General features: G+C 43.1%; 18 protein-coding genes. 5 read left to right on the top strand and 13 right to left on the bottom strand.

Features of this window, described 5'->3' with window-relative positions:
- The 9 genes from proC to D2U88_RS09545 form a co-directional block, all read right to left on the bottom strand.
- The gene (proC, locus tag D2U88_RS09585; RefSeq protein WP_119640645.1) at window positions 1–795 is read right to left on the bottom strand and encodes a pyrroline-5-carboxylate reductase; all 795 of its coding nucleotides are present in this window, start codon (window positions 793–795) and stop codon (window positions 1–3) included.
- A 106-nt stretch (window positions 796–901) separates the two neighbouring features.
- Window positions 902–1,876, bottom strand: coding sequence for an N-acetyl-gamma-glutamyl-phosphate reductase (argC, locus tag D2U88_RS09580; protein ID WP_119640222.1), 975 nt, complete (start codon window positions 1,874–1,876; stop codon window positions 902–904).
- The gene (argG, locus tag D2U88_RS09575) at window positions 1,869–3,059 is read right to left on the bottom strand and encodes an argininosuccinate synthase (protein ID WP_119640219.1); all 1,191 of its coding nucleotides are present in this window, start codon (window positions 3,057–3,059) and stop codon (window positions 1,869–1,871) included. The genes argC and argG overlap by 8 nt, the downstream gene beginning before the upstream one ends.
- Window positions 3,060–3,111: 52 nt before the next feature.
- Entirely contained in the window at window positions 3,112–3,726 is a 615-nt protein-coding gene (locus tag D2U88_RS09570) for a GNAT family N-acetyltransferase (RefSeq protein ID WP_119640217.1), read from the bottom strand.
- A gap of 219 nt (window positions 3,727–3,945) precedes the next feature.
- Entirely contained in the window at window positions 3,946–5,298 is a 1,353-nt protein-coding gene (gene mptB, locus D2U88_RS09565; protein ID WP_119640215.1) for a polyprenol phosphomannose-dependent alpha 1,6 mannosyltransferase MptB, read from the bottom strand.
- A gap of 4 nt (window positions 5,299–5,302) precedes the next feature.
- Window positions 5,303–6,787: a cellulose synthase family protein gene (locus tag D2U88_RS09560; RefSeq protein ID WP_119640213.1), complete on the bottom strand. Its 1,485-nt coding sequence runs from the start codon at window positions 6,785–6,787 to the stop codon at window positions 5,303–5,305.
- The gene (locus tag D2U88_RS09555; RefSeq protein WP_119640210.1) at window positions 6,787–7,476 is read right to left on the bottom strand and encodes a glycosyltransferase family 2 protein; all 690 of its coding nucleotides are present in this window, start codon (window positions 7,474–7,476) and stop codon (window positions 6,787–6,789) included. The genes D2U88_RS09560 and D2U88_RS09555 overlap by 1 nt, the downstream gene beginning before the upstream one ends.
- Window positions 7,477–7,588: 112 nt before the next feature.
- Entirely contained in the window at window positions 7,589–9,193 is a 1,605-nt protein-coding gene (locus D2U88_RS09550; RefSeq protein WP_119640208.1) for a 4Fe-4S binding protein, read from the bottom strand.
- 12 nt (window positions 9,194–9,205) lie between these two features.
- Complete coding sequence (locus D2U88_RS09545) at window positions 9,206–10,555, bottom strand: NAD(P)/FAD-dependent oxidoreductase (protein ID WP_119640206.1); 1,350 nt, start codon at window positions 10,553–10,555, stop codon at window positions 9,206–9,208.
- 130 nt (window positions 10,556–10,685) lie between these two features.
- On the opposite strand from D2U88_RS09545, the gene D2U88_RS09540 reads away from it, so the two are divergent.
- From D2U88_RS09540 to D2U88_RS09530, 3 genes are all read left to right on the top strand, one after another.
- Window positions 10,686–11,699, top strand: coding sequence for a glycoside hydrolase family 113 (locus D2U88_RS09540; RefSeq protein WP_119640204.1), 1,014 nt, complete (start codon window positions 10,686–10,688; stop codon window positions 11,697–11,699).
- Between the two features lie 98 nt (window positions 11,700–11,797).
- Window positions 11,798–12,727 (top strand): N-acetylmuramoyl-L-alanine amidase, encoded by a 930-nt coding sequence (locus D2U88_RS09535; RefSeq protein ID WP_119640202.1) that lies wholly within the window; start codon window positions 11,798–11,800, stop codon window positions 12,725–12,727.
- Window positions 12,728–13,756, top strand: coding sequence for an N-acetylmuramoyl-L-alanine amidase family protein (locus tag D2U88_RS09530; protein WP_119640199.1), 1,029 nt, complete (start codon window positions 12,728–12,730; stop codon window positions 13,754–13,756).
- Here D2U88_RS09530 and arsM read toward each other — a convergent pair whose 3' ends face one another.
- From arsM to D2U88_RS09515, 3 genes are read right to left on the bottom strand one after another with little or no spacing between them, the layout of a single operon-like run.
- On the bottom strand, window positions 13,757–14,722 hold the full coding sequence (arsM, locus tag D2U88_RS09525) for an arsenosugar biosynthesis arsenite methyltransferase ArsM (protein WP_119640197.1): 966 nt from the start codon (window positions 14,720–14,722) through the stop codon (window positions 13,757–13,759).
- Window positions 14,719–15,534 carry a purine-nucleoside phosphorylase gene (locus D2U88_RS09520; RefSeq protein WP_119640194.1) on the bottom strand — a complete coding sequence of 272 codons (816 nt, stop codon included), beginning with the start codon at window positions 15,532–15,534 and terminating at the stop codon, window positions 14,719–14,721. The genes arsM and D2U88_RS09520 overlap by 4 nt, the downstream gene beginning before the upstream one ends.
- Window positions 15,531–16,145: a TIGR04282 family arsenosugar biosynthesis glycosyltransferase gene (locus D2U88_RS09515; protein ID WP_119640644.1), complete on the bottom strand. Its 615-nt coding sequence runs from the start codon at window positions 16,143–16,145 to the stop codon at window positions 15,531–15,533. Before D2U88_RS09515 ends, D2U88_RS09520 begins: the two co-directional genes overlap by 4 nt.
- 167 nt (window positions 16,146–16,312) lie before the next feature.
- Here D2U88_RS09515 and D2U88_RS09510 point away from each other — a divergent pair, with 167 nt between their 5' ends.
- Window positions 16,313–17,857 carry a glycoside hydrolase family 32 protein gene (locus D2U88_RS09510; RefSeq protein WP_119640192.1) on the top strand — a complete coding sequence of 515 codons (1,545 nt, stop codon included), beginning with the start codon at window positions 16,313–16,315 and terminating at the stop codon, window positions 17,855–17,857.
- A gap of 72 nt (window positions 17,858–17,929) precedes the next feature.
- On the top strand, window positions 17,930–19,747 hold the full coding sequence (locus tag D2U88_RS09505) for a pyruvate kinase (RefSeq protein ID WP_119640189.1): 1,818 nt from the start codon (window positions 17,930–17,932) through the stop codon (window positions 19,745–19,747).
- Between the two features lie 458 nt (window positions 19,748–20,205).
- On the opposite strand, the gene D2U88_RS09500 is transcribed toward D2U88_RS09505, so the two are convergent.
- Window positions 20,206–20,433: a hypothetical protein gene (locus D2U88_RS09500; RefSeq protein WP_119640187.1), complete on the bottom strand. Its 228-nt coding sequence runs from the start codon at window positions 20,431–20,433 to the stop codon at window positions 20,206–20,208.
- Window positions 20,434–20,625: the final 192 nt, after the last annotated feature.

The raw sequence follows: 20,625 nt of genomic DNA, 5'->3' as shown, positions 1-20,625 counted from the left end.
CTATCCCTTTTTGATATGGCTAATTTTTTCATAGGAACTCACGATTCCCTTGATCAAGGAAGAGCTCAAACCTTGGTGTTCCATTTCGTTTAAGCCTTCAATGGTACATCCTTTGGGTGTGGTCACTCTATCGATTTCCTCTTCGGGGTGGCTACCTGATTCGATCAAGAGACTAGCGGCCCCATTGCAGGTATGCATGGCCAGTTCTTGGGCTTCCTTGGCATCGAACCCTAATTGAATGGCGCCTTGGGTAGTGGCACGGATCAAGCGCATCCAAAAGGCAATACCACTGGCGCAGATTACCGTGGCGGCCTGCATTTGATCCTCGGGAATTTCCAAAGTATGCCCCATACGGTTAAAGATAGCCTTGGCCAAATCAATACGTTTTTTGCCCAATTCGTTGCTGCAAATACAGGTCATGGACTTGCCCACGGAAATGGCTGTGTTGGGCATACTGCGGATAATGAATTTATCCGTACCGATGCTATTTTCAATCTTTGGGATGCTGTACCCGGTAATGGTGCTGATGATCACATGTTTTTCGGTCAACAGGTCCTTGCTCTGTTCCAGCAAGGTTGTAAAATGACCGGGCTGGACGGCGAAAATCAGGATATCGGAATTTTTTATGGCCTCCAAATTATCTGAGGTCACGGTCACATTCCCGTATTTTTCCCAATCCTTGATGGATTTGGTGTTCCTTTTGGTGAGGTACATGGTGGTGGCGCCGTTGGTGTGTAAAATTCCTTTGGCAATGGCCAAGCCCAAGTTCCCTGCTCCTATGATGGCTATTTTCATATTTTTCTTATTTGTCATCTCGAGCGCAGTCGAGAGATGTATATTTTCATCAATTCAAGTTTCACATCTCGACTGCGCTCGATGTGACAGCTTTTTCTGAGGTTTATTAAAAAACTCCCGCTTTTAACAACAGGCCTTCGGTTTCTGGAAAACCGTACATCAGGTTCATGTTCTGTACCGCTTGTCCGGAGGCTCCTTTCAACAAATTATCGATGGCCGAGGTTACCAGCAAAAGATCATCATGTTTATGCAAATGGATATGACACTGATTGGTGTTCACCACTTGCTTTAAGTTGATTTCCTCTTCGGACATGTGGGTAAAAACAGCATCTTTATAAAAAGTTGCATATAGTTTTTTGGCATCTTCCAACGAACCTTCGAACTGAGTGTAGGCCGTGGCCAGGATACCCCTTGTGAAATTGCCGCGATTCGGTAAAAAAATCAATTTACCTACCGCATTGCCAAAAGATCTTAAGCTTTCCCCAATTTCACCCAAATGTTGATGGGTAAAAGGCTTGTACCACGAAACGTTGTTGTTCCTCCAACTGAAATGCGAGGTAGCGGACAATCCGACACCTGCTCCTGTACTCCCCGTTACGGCGTTCACATGGATCTCATGGTTCAACACATCTGCTTTGGCCAAAGGCAACAAAGCCAACTGAACAGCTGTGGCAAAACAACCGGGATTGGCTATCGCTTCAGCAGATTCAATGGCTGACTTGTTCAGTTCTGGAAGCCCATAGATAAAACGCTTGCCATTAAGCATGGAATCGGCCTGCAACCTGAAATCGTTGCTCAAGTCGATGATCTTCGTGCTTACCGAGAAAGGATTTTCATTTAAGAATGTTGTGGAATTCCCGTGACCTAAACAAAGGAATACAACATCTACATCGGGATTGATTTCTCCAGAAAACTGGAGGTCTGTCATCCCCAAAAGATCAGGATGCGCCGAGGAAATCGGTTTTCCGGCCCTTGTGGTACTATATACAAAGTCGATTTCGGCATGGGGATGGTTGAGCAGAATTCGTATCAGCTCTCCGCCCGTATATCCAGAACCACCAATGATTCCCGTTTTAATCATAATCTTGGTTTACGTGGTTTGCAATTTTCCCGGAGTTGGACAAAATCTTGATAAAGCCCTTGGCGTCATCGGCTGTCCAACCTTTGTTCATTTCCCCATAACTTCCGAAGGAAGCATTCATCAAATCGTGTTCGGATGAGATACCGTTCAATTCAAAACGGTATGGGTAAAGGGTCACGAAAACATCTCCCGAAACGTGTTTTTGGGAATCGGCCAAAAAGGCCTCGATGTTGCGCATTACTTCATCCAAATAATGGCCCTCGTGTAACAACATGCCATAAAAACTGGACAATTGTTCCTTTTGGAACTGTTGCCATTTGCTCAAAGTGTGTTTTTCCAATAGGTGGTGTGCCTTGATGATGATCAAGGGAGCTGCAGCTTCAAAACCTACCCTTCCTTTGATTCCAATAATGGTGTCACCCACATGGATATCCCTACCGATGGCGTATTTGGAAGCGATTTCCGATAGCTTTTCAATATTGGCCACTGGATGGTTCTCTTCGCCATCAATAGCCACCAACTCCCCTTTTTTGAAGGTGAGTTTCACCTCTTTTGGAAGCTCTTTTTCCAACTGGCTCGGATAGGCGCTGTCCGGTAATGATAAGTGGGAAGTTAAGGTTTCCGAACCACCCACAGATGTTCCCCAAAGTCCCCTATTGACGGAATATTTGGCTTTTTCCCAAGGATAATCGATACCGTTTTTCTGTAGGTATTCAATTTCTACTTCCCTGGCCAATTTTTTGTCTCGGATAGGGGTGATGATTTCAATTTCTGGGGCCAATATCTGAAAGATCATATCGAACCTTACTTGGTCGTTACCCGCACCGGTACTGCCATGTGCAATATATTTGGCGCCGATTTTTTTGGCGTGTTTTACAATTTCCAACGCCTGTACAATCCGTTCTGCGCTTACAGAAAGGGGATAGGTATTGTTGCGAAGTACGTTTCCGAAGATGAGGTATTTTACCACGGTATCGTAAAAAGTGGAAATCGCATCGATGGAGGTATAGGTGGTAGCTCCCAAGGCAAGGGCCTTTTTCTCTATTTCTTTGATTTCTTCTTTGCTGAAGCCTCCCGTATTCACACTTACTGCATGCACTTCAAACCCTTCGTCCTGTGAAAGGGATTTGGCACAGTATGAGGTATCCAATCCGCCGCTATAGGCTAAAACTAATTTTTTCATTTTATAATTCTTTAAATTCAGTGTCAGTTCTCGAATGGGTTTGGACTGATACTTATTTTTGTTTCTTTTTAAGGAAAAGGTTCTCTTTTATCCGTTTTAATCTTTGAAAAACCTTTGAATCTATTTTTCTGGGGTCCGATTTTTTTGCATTGGGGTCGTACAGCATACCTGTACAAAGGCACATTTTTCTGTCTGTACGGGTCAGGATATCGAAGTTTTTACAGGTTTGGCAACCTTTCCAAAATTCAGGATCGTCCGTTAATTCAGAAAACGTAACAGGTTTATAGCCCAGTTCGTAGTTCATCTTCATCACGGCAAGACCTGTGGTAATCCCAAAGATCTTGGCATCGGGGAATTTTTTTCTGGATAGGTCGAACACGGCCTTCTTGATCTGTTTGGCCAATCCTTGGTTTCGGTAATCGGGGTGTACGATTAATCCGGAGTTGGCAACAAAATCCTTGTTGCCCCAAACTTCGATATAACAAAACCCGGCGAACTTATCTCCATCCAAAGCAATAATGGCGTTGCCATTCTGCAACCTTTTCATGATATACTCGGGGGTACGTTTGGCAATACCGGTTCCGCGGACCTTGGCAGATTCGGCTATGGTGTCACAGATGATCTGTGCGTATTTAAAATGTGATTCGTTAGCAACTACAATATCCATTGCAAGCGTTTAAACTGTAATAAAATAATAAATTGTTGATTGTATTTTGCGGAAATGGACTCACCTATTTCCAATAGAAGAATTGCACCCTTACGGGCGGCGACGGGGGCTAAATGGACTGATGGGAGCGGGTACGCTCAACGTAAATGCTATGTATTCTTGTCCTTTCATTAGGGTGATAAAAGTACAAATTAATTCCAATAAGCCTAGGAATGGGTGCTATTTTTTGAAGAAATATAACTTTTTTGACCCTCTACCTATCATTTCATAAATAAAATAGCCGATCACCAAAATGTATTCAATGGCCAATAACCAAAGATGCTCCTTGTAATCCGCATTGGCATAGGCTTGATAGCTCAAAATGACCATCAGCGACCAGACCAGTGGAAACCGGAGGGATGAAAAGATGGAAATCCCCATGAGGAACACCACGTACCACGGGTGCACGGTACTGGTCAAAAAGTAATAACAGGAGAGCACCAAAACCATGGAGGTTATGACAGTGGGCAGTTTTTGATTCTTTCGGAAGAAGGTAATCAATAGGGTGATTACGATTACAATTTTTGTGATGAGGGCTCCATAGGTATCGATGAGCTCCCAAGGTTTGGCCTCATAATAGGTCACTGCAATTTTCTTGACCACATTATAGATTCCGGCATTGAATTCAAAGTTGGAAAACCAGAGTTTTAGGGTCTCTGCATAATTATCGATGAATACTGGGGAATAAAATGGAAGGAGCAATGCCAAGCAGCCCACTATGGTGAGCGCATAAAATCCGATACTTTTTTTTAAGCCAAGGTATTTTAGTAGAATGGGCAATAATAACAAGGGCACCAGTTTTACCATGATGGAAACAGCATAAATCGGTGCGGCCCAAACCCATTGCTGTTTGGCGAGCAGATAAAGCGACCAAACAAAGAAAAACAACATGACCCCTTCAAAATGAAGGTTGCCCGTAAGTTCTATGATGACCAAGGGATTTAAAAAGTACCAAAAAACCATGTGGTTGGCTTGGTTAAGTTGTTGGAGCAACTTCCTTCCGAAGTAAAGTATCCCAAGGTCTGCCAAAATGATGATCAATCGCATGGCGATCATGGATCCCAAAACACTCTCCCCGCCCAAAAGGGCAGAAAGGGCAAAAAGGATTTGGTTCACTGGGGGATAGTTGCTAAAATGCCGGGCGTTGAGTTCGCTCATGCCCGCATGCAACTCCTGCATGTTGGCGATGACAACCTTTCCTTGTTCCATCAATTGGTCCGGAGTGTACAAGTAGGGGTTGATACCGTTCTTGATCAATTCCCCATCCCAGATAAAGCGGTAAAAGTCTTGGGAAAGATTCGGTTCCGCAACCAAAAAAACCAATCTGAAAAGGATGCCTATCACCAAAAGGAACTTAAAGTTCCACTTTTCAAACTGCATGATCTTGTAGTACAGGAAAAAAGTTGCACCAAAGAGCATAAACAGTTTTACCGTGTCCGTGCGGACAAGGTCATAGGCAAAAGAGGCGTAGAACAGGATACTGGCGATAGCAAAAAGTATCGGGTATCTGTGCAGTCGCCAATAAGATTGCATGATTTTATGCCTTGGAGGTCAATGATTTAAAGAAAACGAATCCGAAACCTAGGAACAACATCAAATGGAAAGGGAACAATCCATAGTCGTTCAAAGGCACGGCACTGTACATTCCAAATAGGAAATAGATCATCAGGGCGAATTCCAAGATCATGTTCGGGGAAAGCTTTTTCGCCAAATATTTGTTGCCCTTCCAAGTATCTTTAATGCTGTTGATGTTGAATTTTGGAGTACGTACAAATTCACTTCTTTTGCCCAAATGTCCTTCCAAAACGGCAACGGTATTGTGCAAAGAGAAGCCCAATGCTACGGAGAAGAAGGTAAAGAAGAGTTTAATATAGTCCACAAAATTATCGAAACTGCTCCCCTGAATACTCTTGTAGGTGAACCAGTAACAGATAAACAGGATTATGGTACTGATGATGAAGAAACTGGTCACTTCAAAAATCCATCCCAAATGTCCATAAGTGTTTTTGATATAAAGCATTGGGATGCTCAACAAGGCCACGATGAATACACAAAGGAACATAGAACTGTTCAACAAGTGCATTACGCCATGGAACTTGGTCTTGAACGAAATGTTCTTGGAAGTAATCACGCTCCAGAAGGATTTTCTAAAGTTTTCAGCTCCACCTTTGTTCCAACGGAATTGCTGTGAACGAGCGGCACTGATCACTACAGGAAGCTCTGCTGGGGTTTCCACGTCTTCCAAATATTTGAATTTCCAGTTTTTCAATTGGGCGCGGTAGCTCAAATCCAAATCCTCGGTCAAGGTATCGCCTTCCCAGTTGCCTGCATCCAAGATACATTCCTTTCTCCAAATACCGGCGGTACCGTTGAAGTTGATAAAATGTCCTTTGGAATTTCTTCCTACTTGCTCTAAGGTAAAGTGGGCATCCAAAGCAAAGGCTTGGATACGGGTCAAAGTGGAGTAATCACGGTTGATGTGTCCCCAACGGGTCTGAACCACACCGATTTCCTCATCCTTGAAATAGGGAACGGTTTTTTTCAACCAATCACCTTCGGGAAGAAAGTCGGCGTCAAAAATGGCGATGAATTCTCCTTTTGCAATGGCCAACCCTTCTTTAAGGGCGCCGGCCTTGTATCCTTTTCTGTTTTCCCTGCGGATATGTTGGATGTCCAATCCAGTTTTCTGAAGTTCTTCGATCCTTCTGGCGGTCTCCAAAACGGACTCGTCCGTGGAATCGTCCAAAACCTGGATTTCCAATTTGCTTTTTGGGTATTCGATCTTGGCGATGTTGTCCAACAAACGCTCCACTACATATTCTTCGTTATAGATGGGCAATTGGATAGTGACAAAGGGGATTTCCTTGGGATCTAATAGGTTGAACTTGGGAGCCTCCTCGTTTCGCTTTTTATAGCCCAAGTAGTTGATCAAAAGATTCAACTGAGAAAGGCTGTACATAAAAATCAAGATTAAGGCTGTACTGTAAATGCCGATGATGATGTAAGCGATAGTAAGTCCCATTATTTTAAACTGTATTTAAAGATCCAACCCAAGATTTTTATGCCCGCAAATATAGTACCTTTTACCGTACCTGATACTTTTGATACGCCAATTCTTCGTTTGTAACGTACTGGTATTTCGGCATATGACATTTTTTTTCTTAATATTTTTAACTGCATTTCCACAGTCCACCCATAAGTTGTGTCCTGCATCCCCAATTCTTTGAGTTTTTCATATTTTATGGCCCTAAAAGGTCCTAAATCCGTAAATCTTGACCTAAAGAGCACCCGCATTAAAAAAGTGGCCAATTGGTTCCCAAAAACTTGTTGTGGAGTCATGGAACCAGGTTCCCTGAGCGACTTTTTTCGCGCTCCTACCACAAAATCCACATCATTTTCCAATATTGGGGCGACCACCTTATCCAACTCTTCGGGATAATCTGAATAATCTCCGTCGATAAATACGATGATATCGGGTACTTTGGATTGTTTGGATATGTATTCCAACCCTTTTAGGCAAGCGTAGCCATATCCCTTGCGGGTTTCGGTGACTACGGTTGCCCCGGCTTTACGGGCATTTTCGGCCGTATCGTCCTGGGAACCATTGTCTGCTACAATAATTTCGGTAACATGTTCGGGCAATTCGGAAACGACCTTTCCTATGGAATCTCCTTCGTTGATTGCGGGAATAATGACTCTGATATCCGCCATGCGAGGGGGGCAATTTTGGTTTGTGTTTGAGGACCAAAACTAACCTTTTCTTTGGATTTTGGGTTGAATTAAGCAGGAAATGAAAGTTGGCAACTACAGATTTACGGGATGTTTATTTTTGATTCACCAAACTCATCAAATCCACATCGTTCCCCAAAAGAACTTGGTTACTATCGATTCTGCCCTCCAATGGGCCATTTTCCAGTTTGAGCACGCCTCTGGGGCAAACCGCGGAGCAAATGCCACAGCCCACGCAGCTGGCTCGAACAATGTTTTCGCCTTTTTGGGCATAGGCGCGCACATCGATGCCCATTTCGCAATAGGTGGAACAGTTACCGCAAGAAATGCACTGACCGCCATTGGTGGTGATCCTGAACCTTGAAAACAATCGTTGTTGGAAACCTAAAATAGCAGCCATGGGGCAACCGAAACGGCACCATACCCTGCTTCCAAATATAGGATAGAAACCGGTACCGATCACTCCGGAAAAAATGCTTCCGATCAAAAAGGAATAGGTCTTCCGAAGGGTTTCCGATTTGAAAAGGAACACATGACCCCCATCACTAAAAAAATGAAACCCGATCAAAGCGATGATGATTACAAAATATCCAATGGCCCCATATTGGGCATCTTTTTGCAGTTGATTTCTTTTAAAAAGCATCACCCAACCGAAAACGAGCGTTAGCAATACGGTTACCCCGATTAAAAAAGTGCTTTTGGTAAGCCAATATTTGCTGGTGTCGGTTCCCAAATAGGAATAGACTACCGCAGTGGTCATCAACGTAACAAAAACAACCACGCTGTGAACTACCCAACGTTCTATTTTCCAGGCATTCACCGATTTATCACTCAATTGCCTAAAAGCATCCCCGGCAGTTTCGGCCAATCCTCCGCAACCACAGACCCAGGAGCAGTACCATCTTTTTCCATAGCGATAGGTAAGGATGGGAGTAATCACGAAAATGGACAAGATGCCAAAGATCAACAATGCAAAACCAATATCGCCCGAACTCAAAAATCCTTTGATGCGATACCCTTCAAAATTGTAATAGTTCAGCGGCCAGACACTTTTTAGGTCGTAATAAGGAAGGCTCCCTCCATTGAGGATTTTATGTCCGTTCAAACGGGCCATTACTTCGGGAATAATGAAGGCAAAGGCCAGTTGAAAGAGCATCACACTGAACGTCCGTAATCTTTCGTAGCGGTTATGGCGGTATTTCCAAAGGAATTTTACCCCAAAAATTAAAATGGCCACCGTGTACAAAGTGCCATAAACAAACCATTGGCTAGCGGGATTACCGCTCAATAATTTGCTCAAAGGGTCAAAAAGTGCAATGACACCTTTATTTTCCCCACCATTCACTTGGCCCAAATACTCGGGATAGAAATAGAGGATGATATAGAACCCGGTCAAGGCCAGTCCGGCCATCCATCCCCATAAACCCCTGCTGGAAATAGATTTGAACCATACCCCGTCATTTTTGATGCCTGGGAGTTTTTTGGAATAGGCATCCCACGAAAACCAAATAGTACCGAAGGATATGGCTAATAAGGAAACCGTTAACCATAATGTTTTGTTCGGAAAAGAAACATTCAGGGAGGCCAATAACAGAATACCCATGCCTATCATTCCCAATACGGTAGCAAGCTTTTGGTTAAGGCTTAAATTTTTGGGTGGTTGCCCAGTGAGGGCCATACTTTTATCGTAGTTGCTCATGGTCAATTATTATCATCCCAATTGGAAGATTCTTTTTAAACTTTTCTTTTTCAGTTTGATGGATTTTCCAAAATCGGTATTGAATTTGGAAATAATATGGCTCTCGTAGGTCCTGTAAAATTCTGGGTCGAAATTCGCATCGGCTAGATGGGCCACCACAAAATTGATGTCCCTTTTCTCGTTGAGCCATTGGTCAATCACCTGATGGCGCAAACGGATACCAAAGGTATTGATGCCCAACAGCTGTTTGGAATTTTGATCAAAAGCTATGGTGATGCATTTTTTTTCCTGATTATGCCTCCAGTGAAAATGGGTTTCGTTTTCTTTTTTCTTCTTTTCTGGAAAAACCCATCCGTAAGTTTGGTATTCAATGTCCAGGAACTTGGCCGAGTTGAACCAATGTCCTGGATTATACTCCATTTTGTTGCCACAAATGGTCTGGGCCAGAGTCTCGCCCATCATACGGCCCGTGTACCAAACGGCTTCCACGGGTCTACGGTTGCCAATGGCTTCGTGTTGCTCTGCGCAATCGCCAATGGCATACACATCTGTAATGTTGGTTTCAAGGAATCGGTTCACTTTAACCCCACGGCCCAATTCAATTCCAGAGTCTTTCAAAAAATCGATATTTGGCGTCACACCAGCTGTCAATACCACCAAATTACATGGAATTTCTTCACCGGTTTCGGCCACAATCACCGATTTTACCCTTCCGTTTTTGTCGCCTATAATTTCCTTTAAAGAGGCATTTAACCGAAGGTCGATATGGTGCTCCCTAATATGTTCATTGATCATTTGTGATTCCCCACTGGGCAGGACACTGTTCCAAAAACTACTCTCACGGACCAAAAAGGTTACAGGAATGTTACGCGTCCGAAGCATTTCAGCCAGTTCAATGCCGATCAATCCACCTCCAACGATTACGGCCCGTTGGCAAACTTTGTTGTTCGGGGCATTTTTTTCCAAAAGGTCAAGGTCTTGCTTGGAATACAGTCCTTGAACACCATCCAAATCCTGGCCTGGCCATCCAAATTTGTTGGGTTTGGATCCCGTGGCAATGATGAGTTTATCATAAGGGATGGCTTGGCCGTCATTGAGTAAGACCTTTTTATCGCCGGTGCTCACTTGGGTTACAAAACCTTGGATTAAATCAATGCGGTTCTTTTCCCAAAAATGGTTTTCGTAGGGTTGGGTATGCTCGAACTTCATGTGGCCCATGTACACGTACATCAAAGCGGTCCTAGAAAAAAAGTACTGGGTTTCCGAAGAGATGATGGTAATCTTTTTATCGGAAAGTTTACGGATATGCCTGGCGGCGGTTACGCCGGCAATCCCATTTCCAATAATGACGATGTGTTCCATGGGTTTGGTCTGTTTAAAAACTTGAGTCGTACTAAAATTATGGAACTTAACACAATCTAGATAAATTAGTAAGATTTTAAGAGGCAACACTTTCCATAAAAATGTATTTTAGAGGGGTATTTTATTGGCTATGAAGAAATTGATAGTGCTTGTTTTGCTGATTTCCATCTCCTGTAAAAAGAAAGTGGAGGACAAGGTGAATGGGGTAAGCTTTGTAAGCTCAGGGGAGGAAGTGGCACAGATTCATGTAAACCCTATTCTGGATATCCATGCCAATTATGCGGCCATAATGCCCTTCGGATTTATTCCACAGACGGACTCTTCCGAATTGATTTTTAACTCTGACCGCCAATGGTTTGGCGAAACCAAGGAAGGTGCAAAACAATACATTGGGATGTTGCACAAAAACGGGGTGCGAGTAATGTTGAAACCCCAAATTTGGATACGTAGAGGGGAATTCACCGGTAACCTGACCATGCAAACCGAGGCTGAATGGAAAAAACTCGAGGATTCCTATTCCAAGTTCATTTTGCTATATGCCGATTTGGCCCAAGAGACCCAAACGGATATTTTTTGTATCGGTACCGAACTTGCTTCCTTCGTTAAAAACCGACCTGAATATTGGAGCCATCTTATAGAAGAGGTCAGAAAGGTATACAAGGGTAAAATTACCTACGCCGCCAATTGGGACGAATATGCAAAAACACCTTTCTGGAACGAACTGGATTATATTGGGGTGAACGCTTATTTTCCTATTTGTGATCGTCAAAACCCTACCATGCAGACCATGCGGGAAGGATGGCAACCATGGAAGACAAAACTTAAAGAACTTGCCCTGGAAGTCAAAAAACCGATGTTGTTCACAGAGTTCGGTTACAGAAGCATGGACTATACGGGCAAGAAACCTTGGTTGGTAGACCGAAATGAAGAGAAAGTAAACCTGCAGGCCCAAGCCGATGCCACTCAAGTAATCTTTGAAGAGTTTTGGGACGAGGATTGGTTCGCGGGTGGATTTGTATGGAAATGGTTCATGCACCATGATAAGGTCGGTGGGTTGGCCGACAATCGCTTTACGCCCCAGAACAAACCTGCGGAATCCGTGATACGGAAGCAGTATGCCAAAATAAAGAAGTACGGTCCTTAAAGTAGAATAAGATTGTGGGATTTTTTTACCAATCAGATTAATAGGTTGATGTTTTTTTTGCCATCTTTGTAGAGCACCCCTCCCAACACATTATTACAATGAGAACAGTAATTTCCCTAATTCTTTGGGTTTGGGCTTGTACAATCGTAATTGCCCAAGAAAAACAATATTACAAGGTGGTTGCCGAACAGGGAGATGGCATTTTTTCTTTGTTGCGCAAGCAAGGTCTGAATCCCATAAAACATTATGGTGAATTTATCGATTTGAACTCTGAGAATATCAAAGACGGTAGTTTTTTACAGATTGGAGTTGAATATAAAGTCCCGATAACTGAAGATTCTTTCAAGAAAACTGGGGTTCTGGTGCAGGCTAATAACGATATTGACAAGCCTATCTTTGACAAAGAACTGGAACTAATGTCGCTTGAAAGTGAGCGCTTAAAAAATGCAGTTTATTATCTGATTGTAGAAAATGAGACCATGGGTCATAACGATTTTGTAAGAGACGTTGTCCAGAACTTGACTACAAAATTGATGGTCAACGGTGCCAAAGTATATGTGATGGGTGATGAAGTTTCCAAAGATTCCTTGAGTATATGGACAGAAAGACAAAGAATGGGCAGGTACGTTGAGGTCATCAATGAAAGATACCTTCAAAACAACGGTAAGTATCAACGAGTGTTGTTTATACGGGACAATGGCGCAGCAGAAAATGAAGATTTGGATGTGGCGGTGTACCATTATGATAAAAGTGAACAAGGCCAGCGATTTGCGGAGAACATCAAAAATGTTTTTAAAAAGAACAGTATTTCCAATGAGACCTATAAAGACGTCAATATGATCTTTGAAGACCAGAACAGCTTATATTTGGCAAAAAATATTCTGCCAGCCATTAGTTTGCTGACACTGGAGAACGCGTCCAAGGAATCAAATGATAAAATTGCTGTCCGTCCCGATAAGAGGAAATTTGCAGGGTGGATCAGCAACGGAATCATGAACGACTATGTGGACCTGGAAATTGAAAATTGAATGAAAGATCAGAAAAACCTCATTTCTTTTTTACTGATGCCCTTGTTATTGGTCCCTTTGGTAGTCGGGGCTCAAAAATCCTTATCGAGCGTTGTGGCCGAAAAAGGTGATGGTATCTATTCTTTGCTGCGCCGATATAATGTAAGCCCCACCAAATATTACAACAGGTTTGTGGAGCTGAACGCTGAACGATTGGGTGAAAGTGAGTCCCTGTACGTGGGGCATTCCTATGTGCTGCCGGATACCTTGGCCTTAAAGAAGATTGAAGAAACGGACACAAGGACTTCATATCCCATATTTGGAAAGAACTTCGCAAAAATTGACTCTGTGAGCAACCGTTTGGAGGATACTGTTTATTATCTCATTTCCGGTCATGGCGGTCCCGATCCCGGTGCTGTTGAAAAGTATGATGGTAAATTGATTGCCGAGGATGAATATGCCTACGATGTAACCCTTCGTTTGGCGCGTGAACTCTTGTCCCATGGAGCCGAAGTACACATCATCGTTCAGGATGAAAACGATGGCATCCGTGATGAAAGGGTATTGGAACTGGATACGGATGAGACCGTTCTTTCCAATGCCATTCCGCTAGGGCAGTTGGCACGGCTGAAACAGCGCACCGAAGCGGTCAACGACTTGTACATGAAGAACAAAGGCAAATACCAACGCCTTTTGGTCACCCATGTAGATAGTCGCAGTAAGGGGACCAATATCGATGTGTTCTTTTACCATCACGAGAACAGTAAAAATGGTCAACGATTGGCAGAAAGCATTCACCAAACGTTTTTGGCGAAATACAAGAAATTTCAACCCAACCGAGTCTATAGTGGCACCTTTATGGAACGCAGTAGTCTTTATCTGGTCAAAAATACGCTGCCGGCCATGGCCTATATTGAAATAGGCAACATCCGAAGCAAGCTCGATCAACGCCGGATCTTGGATCCGGATAACAGACAGGCCTTGGCCAAATGGATTTCCGAAGGAATCCTATTGGATTATGAATCCTCCAAAGATTTCACTGCCAAATAATTAGCAACAACCTCCGCCGTTATAGTGCCAGGTGCTTTCGCTCACATGGATTTCGTCAGATGCTTTGGCCAAAGCGGCAGCCGTTTTGTCACAAACCGCCAGCGGTTGGTTCTGTAACAGTACGTGCCCTTTTTTATCGTCAAAATATTCATCGTTTCCATAATAAATGGCTGTTTTGCCCGTGAACATGCAAGGACCATCAGCAGGCATGGGATCCTTGATGGCAGCAATCTCTATGGATTCGATATGGATGAGTTCATCGGTAGGGTAATGGTTGGGAGACAAAACACGGTAAGATCTTCTGCCTCGTATTTCGATAGTGCCAAATCCAGCATCGGTAAGTACCTTTACATAATCTTTCAATGGAATACTGCCGCTCAGGCACTGAGCACGTAACCTGTCATCATTACGCAGGGTATCGTTCATCGGCTGTTCGCAGATAGGATCGCTCATCACCAATCGGCCATGGGGTTTCAACACACGGTACATTTCACCAACGGCTTTTTTAAGATCTTCCATTTTAAAGATATTGAAAAGACAGTTCTGCGCGGCCACATCAATACTTTCATCTGCGACGGGAAGATGTAGTGCATCACCCTTCACCAAGTTCACAAAATCACTTTGGAACCAATCGTTTTCCTGTTCTGCTATTTTGAAGTTCTTTTTTGAAGCTTCCAACATTTCATCCACAGTGTCGACGCCCGTCACACCACCTTTTTGTCTGGAGAAATAGGCAAATTGGAGCAATTCCATCCCTCCACCAACACCTACATAAAGGATTTTGGGGTTATTGACCAGATCCTGGGCCGAAACGGTACTGCCGCAACCATAGTTCATTTCCTGCATGATCTTGGGAATGGACAATCCCGGGAATTGCCAAACAGGGGTGGTGGTACAACAAAGCCCAACATCGGGGGTCAGGGCCGCTTCTTTGTAAAGATCTTGGGTAGCATCTAAATAGCTCATATTTCCTTGATTAGTTCTCTGAATAATTTGATCATTTTGGGTTCTGCCTTGGCAGCGATGTCCAGAATCTCCTGAATATTAACAGGTTCCAGGTTGTCCGGATCGCATTCATCCGTCATAACAGATACCGCTACAACAGGTAGTCGTAAATGATTGGCAACAATTACTTCGGGTACTGTACTCATTCCTACTGCGTCTGCCCCCAAAATTTTCAGCATCCTATATTCCGCTTTGGTTTCCAGTTGAGGTCCGACCACAGAGGCATACACCCCTCTTTGGATCGAAACGCCCTCTTTTGTGGCAATGGCGTGAATTTTTTTGCACATATCCACATCATAAGGTTCGCTCATGTCCACAAACCGATTGCCAAATTCGGACACGTTGCGGAACGCCAATGGCGACCCGCCTTGAAGATTGATATGGTCCTCGATCAGCATAATGTCCCCTTTTTTAAAGTTGAGGTTGATGGCGCCTGCCGCATTGGAAATGAACAATTTTTTGATGCCCAACAAATGCATGACCCGGATAGGATAGGTAATGTCCACAAAATCGTAACCTTCGTACAAATGGAAACGGCCTTGCATTACCACGGTTTTTTTGCCCTCGATGGTGCCAAAGATTAATTTGCCGGTATGGAACTCCACCGTGGCCAACGGAAAATGTGGGATATGGTTGTAGTGGGCCTCAATTGGATTTTCGATATGATCGATCAACTGGCCGAGCCCTGTGCCCAATACTATGCCTATTTCAGGGGTTTCGAATCCCCTTTTTTTCAAATATTCAACAGATTCTTCTAATTGTTCCTGCGTCATGTTTTTATATGTTTTAAAAAGGGCTGAAACGCCCCAATATCTTTGATGTCTTCGTAATAATCCACATCGTTCCGTTCGTCCAAAAGAGCAATTTTCGTCCCTTCAATATCCTTCAATGTTGAGGCAAGTACCGTGTTGGTGCCCCATGCCTTGTTCTGGAACAATTTTTCATTCAATTGCTTCATACCCAATAGATAATACCCGCCATCTTCTGCGGGACCCACCACATAATCGTGGTTTTTCAATTGGCGAAAGGCTTCTTCGAGATCTTTCTGGGCCAAATGGTACATATCACTTCCAATAATGATGACTTGGTCGAACCCGGCCTGAAAACCTTCCTTGAAAGCGTTCAACATCCGTTCCCCAAGATCCTTGCCCACCTGCAATTTTTTTTGATAGATGTGGTTGTCCCAAATATCATCTTCCCAAATCTCTTCCGAATAAAAGACCCATTTGTTCACACTCAAATCTTTGGTCAGTGAAACGGTATGGTTCAAGAGAAACTTATAGATTTCCAACGCAGCATTATCCCCGACCGTAGCGGCCAATCGGGTCTTGCATTTACCAAGTTCGGGGTTTCGCGTAAGGATCAAAAGAAGGCTTTTGCTCAACACATTTGAATTTAGAAAGAGATTGCAAAATGCTGTTTAAAGATAGGTAGATTTTTCTGTTTCGATCCCTAATTGATGTGTGCTTTATTATTTAATAACCTTCTTCCAAAAATGGTATCGACATCATCATGTATTTAAAATGATTATCTTCCACCAAATGCACATAGATGAACAAGTTTTACCTTTTTGGGGCATTGGCTTTGATGTTTTTAGGTTGTAAGGAAAAGAAATCCGAGAGTGAAACAGTCCTGGTACCCACCTATTATTCGGAACCTTACCGACCACAGTTTCATTTTTCGCCCGAGGCCAATTGGATGAACGACCCTAACGGATTGGTGTACCATGATGGGGTATATCACTTGTTTTATCAGTATTATCCCGAGGATACCGTATGGGGACCCATGCATTGGGGTCATGCAGTGAGTACAGATTTAATCCACTGGGAGCACAAACCCATTGCATTGTTTCCTGATGAACATGGATTGATTTTTTCCGGCAGCGCCGTGGTCGATAAACATAACACTTCAGGATTTGCTACAAACGGGGAAACACCTTTGGTAGCGATTTTTACCTATCATAATATGGATGGCGAAAAGGATGGCAGAACGGATTTTCAAACACAAGGGATTGCCTATAGCTTGGACAATGGTGAAGCGTGGACCAAATATGAGGGCAACTCGGTTATTGGCAATGAGGGGATCAAGGATTTTAGGGACCCCAAGGTGTTCTGGCATGAAGCGTCGCAAAAATGGATCTTGACCTTGGTGGCGGGAGACCATGCACAATTTTATACGTCTCCTAACTTGAAGCATTGGACCTTAACCGGAGAATTTGGCAAGGAGTATGGAGCCCATGGCGGGGTTTGGGAATGTCCGGACCTGTTTCCGTTACAGGTTGATGGCGAAAACGAATCCGAATGGGTGTTGATCATCAGTATAAACCCGGGAGCACCCAACGGGGGTAGTGGAACCCAGTATTTTCTTGGCAATTTTGATGGCAAAACCTTTACCACCGACCAAAAGGAACCTAAATGGGTCGATTACGGTACCGATGATTATGCTGGGGTCACTTATAACAATGTACCCAATGATGATCGAATTTTTATTGGTTGGATGAGCAATTGGGATTATGCAAGGGACACTCCAACGGAAAAATGGAGAAGCTCCATGACCGTCCCCAGAAAATTGGCTCTTAAAAAAATCGGTTCGGACTATTTTTTGACCAGCTTCCCGATTGATGGCATTGATGATCTGGCATCATCGGATCTTTCCAAAGCCTGGAAAATCAATCCAAAAGAAACTACATCACGGACCATTGCGGGTCTGGACCAATCCATGATCCAACTCAAAACAACATCCAAGGATTTTAGTATCACTTTTCAGAATGCACAAGGAGAAACCTTGGTTCTTACCATGGATGCCAAAAACAATCAGTTTTCGGTGGATCGTAGAAAATCCGGGAAGGTCAATTTCCAAAAAGAATTTGGGAACAAAATACATATTGCTCCCACTGAAATGTTAGAGGGAGAGACCTTCGACATGAAAATTCTTTTGGATCGATCTTCTGTGGAGATTTTTATCAACGGCGGTTTGTTGACCATGACGGAGCAAATTTTTCCGAACGAACCGTTCAATACTTTGACTGTGGAAAACCGGGATTCCCAATCAAGTCTCACCATCGATAGTGTTAAAAAAATGGAATCCGTTTGGTGATTAGGACACGGTCTGACCATTGTCAGTTTTTTTCAGATACTTCCTGTCGAACTTTAGGGCAAAATTTGGTCCATGCCTGCAACTGGGGAACAGCTTGAACATTTAGCCGTCCAATTGGACGAGGTCATTCATTTGATTCTGGAACAGGACAATGAAAAGGCTTCCATGATTGATACGGTATGCCCCATTTATTTGGAGAGCGCCAAGAACCTGATGCACTATGCCACTTTTAGAAGTCTTGATGTGCGAGGCTTGCAGAAATCGTTGAAACAATTAGGCTTGACACGCTTGGCCAATGCCGAGGGCAATATTTTGGGGAGCTTGGTCAATTTAAAGATGATGGTGGATAGTCTAAGGGCCAAAAACATGAATCATGAAAACCTTCCCTTTTTATCCATTGGTGAAGGCAAAAAACTATTGTACAAGCATACCGATCAGATTTTTGGGGAACATACCAAGGACAGAAGGGTACGGATCATGGTTACCCAACCTTCCGAAGCGGCAACGGACTATGATTTGGTTTTGGGCATGGTGAAAAATGGAATGGATTGCGCTCGGATCAACTGCGCGCATGACGGTCCAAAAGTCTGGGAATCCATAATTGACAATATTAGAAAAGCGGAGAAAGAGTGTTCCACAACCGTAAAAATAGCCATGGATTTGGCAGGGCCCAAAATTCGTACGGGGGACATTGGGGAAGGACCAAAGATCAAAAAGTTCAAGCCTCCGAAAAATGCCCATGGTGAGAAGGATATGGTATTCATTAAATTGGTGGCCGAAGGTGGGCATGAACTGAAATCCAATGAAATTCCTGTGGATAAGCGGTGGATGGAAAAGCTTCGCGTTGGTGATGACATCAAGATAAAGGATGTTAGGGGAAGGTCGAGAAAGATCAAGGTGGTTCAAAAGGATAAAGATTTCGTTTTGCTCCTAAGTCCAAAGTCACTTACCCTGGAATCTGGTGCCATTTTAAAACCATTAAGGAAGAAATTGAGGAATGGAATGGTTGGAGAGCTTCCGGGAAAGGAGCAATTTTTGCTGTTGAGGGAAGGAGATCATTTGATCATTGGTTCAGAAGAGGAGAAGGCCACTTTACCCATTTTTGATACGGAAGGAAATTTGGTCCAAGCTGGTAAGGTGAGTTGCAGTCCTCCGGAAATTGTCCATAAAATGAAAGTAGGTGCACCCATACTTTTTGATGATGGAAAGATTGAAGGGATTGTCGTGGAAACCGCATCGGAGTGGTTTAAGGTAAAGATTGTAAGGGCTGGGGAAAAAGGAGCAAAACTGAAATCCGAAAAAGGGATAAACGTACCGAACCTTGATTTAGGAATTTCCGGCTTGACCGAAAAGGACAGGGAGGACTTAAAGTTTGTGGCAAAGCATGCCGACATTGTTAACTTTTCCTATGTGAACAACGAAGAAGATGTACAGGAACTTTTAAATGAATTGGAGCAGCTTGGGGCAAAGGATACCATGGGGGTCATTTTAAAAATTGAGACCCAGATGGCCTACAAAAATTTGATAGGAATCCTTATTGCGGCCATGCAGGCCAAAAAATTGGGTGTCATGATCGCAAGGGGGGATCTTGCCTTGGAAGTAGGTTGGAAGAACATGGCTATGGTGCAGGAAGGTATCCTGTCGTTCTGTAGTGCAGCGCATATCCCTGTGGTTTGGGCCACCCAGGTTCTGGAAAGTTTGGCCAAAAAGGGTATGCCGTCGCGATCTGAAATTACCGATATCACATCATCGGTACAGGCAGAATGTGTTATGTTGAACAAGGGGCCGCATATTCAGGAGGCCATTGCTTTTTTGGACGAGGTCTTGGTCAATATAGAAGCTTCCCATGATAAAAAGGAAGTGATGCTACCCAAAATGGAATGGGGATGAAAAAGAAAAGGCACCAAAACGGTGCCTTTGAAAGAGACATTATTAAACTACAGGAATTTTTTGATGGGTAGTGTTTAGTATAGCTCAAAAAATATAATTGTAGAGACTGCTAATAAGGGAATAAACGGATAGTGCAATTACAAAATACCAAAACAGGTATCCTAATTTTACTTCAATAGTGTTCATTTTTCTGAGTGTTTGCTTATAAGATTGAGGTTATCTGCTCTCCGAAATTAGTCAAAACACTCTGCCTACAATCCACATTTTTATTCGTTGCTGGAATTAGGACATAACTGGTCAAAAATGCTTTGTAAATGGAAAAACCGCCGAATAGGCGGTTTTGATTTTAAAAAATATTGCATCTATCTGTTATACAATATGTTAATATAAAAACATTTAGTGTTGAATTGAACCATGGCGGTCAATTTCGGTTTTTGAAGCGGTATTGAAACGGGTATCTAAACCAATGGGGTACCCTTGAGTCGCTTTTCTATTTTGCGCTTCTTTTCGGTAAGACTTTTCATGACATCCATTAATTTGGAGTCCTTGGTCTTTTTATAGATTTCGTTAATGGAAAGTATGAGTTTTTTGGCCTCTCTGGAGGCTTCAACCCTATCGCTGGTGGACATATGGCTCATGGGTCTGTTTTCAAACTCCTCTGCCTGTGTTAGTAACTCTTGGGTCATTTTTGTTTAAAGTTATGCTGCGTCCGTTAAATATAAGTGTTGTTGTCATATTTTCTAGTTATGGAACCATTTGATTTTTATATTTATGAAAACATTAAGAGTTTAAAATTCAATACTTTATAAAATGTTAAAATCCTCGGTGTTATCTGTATTGACGATTCAAGTCAATCTTAAAATGAATTGAGGAAACCC

The sequence above is a fragment of the Flagellimonas aequoris genome (assembly GCF_003584165.1).
GTDB lineage: Bacteria > Bacteroidota > Bacteroidia > Flavobacteriales > Flavobacteriaceae > Flagellimonas > Flagellimonas aequoris.
This window is presented reverse-complemented; position numbering and strand designations above follow the sequence as displayed.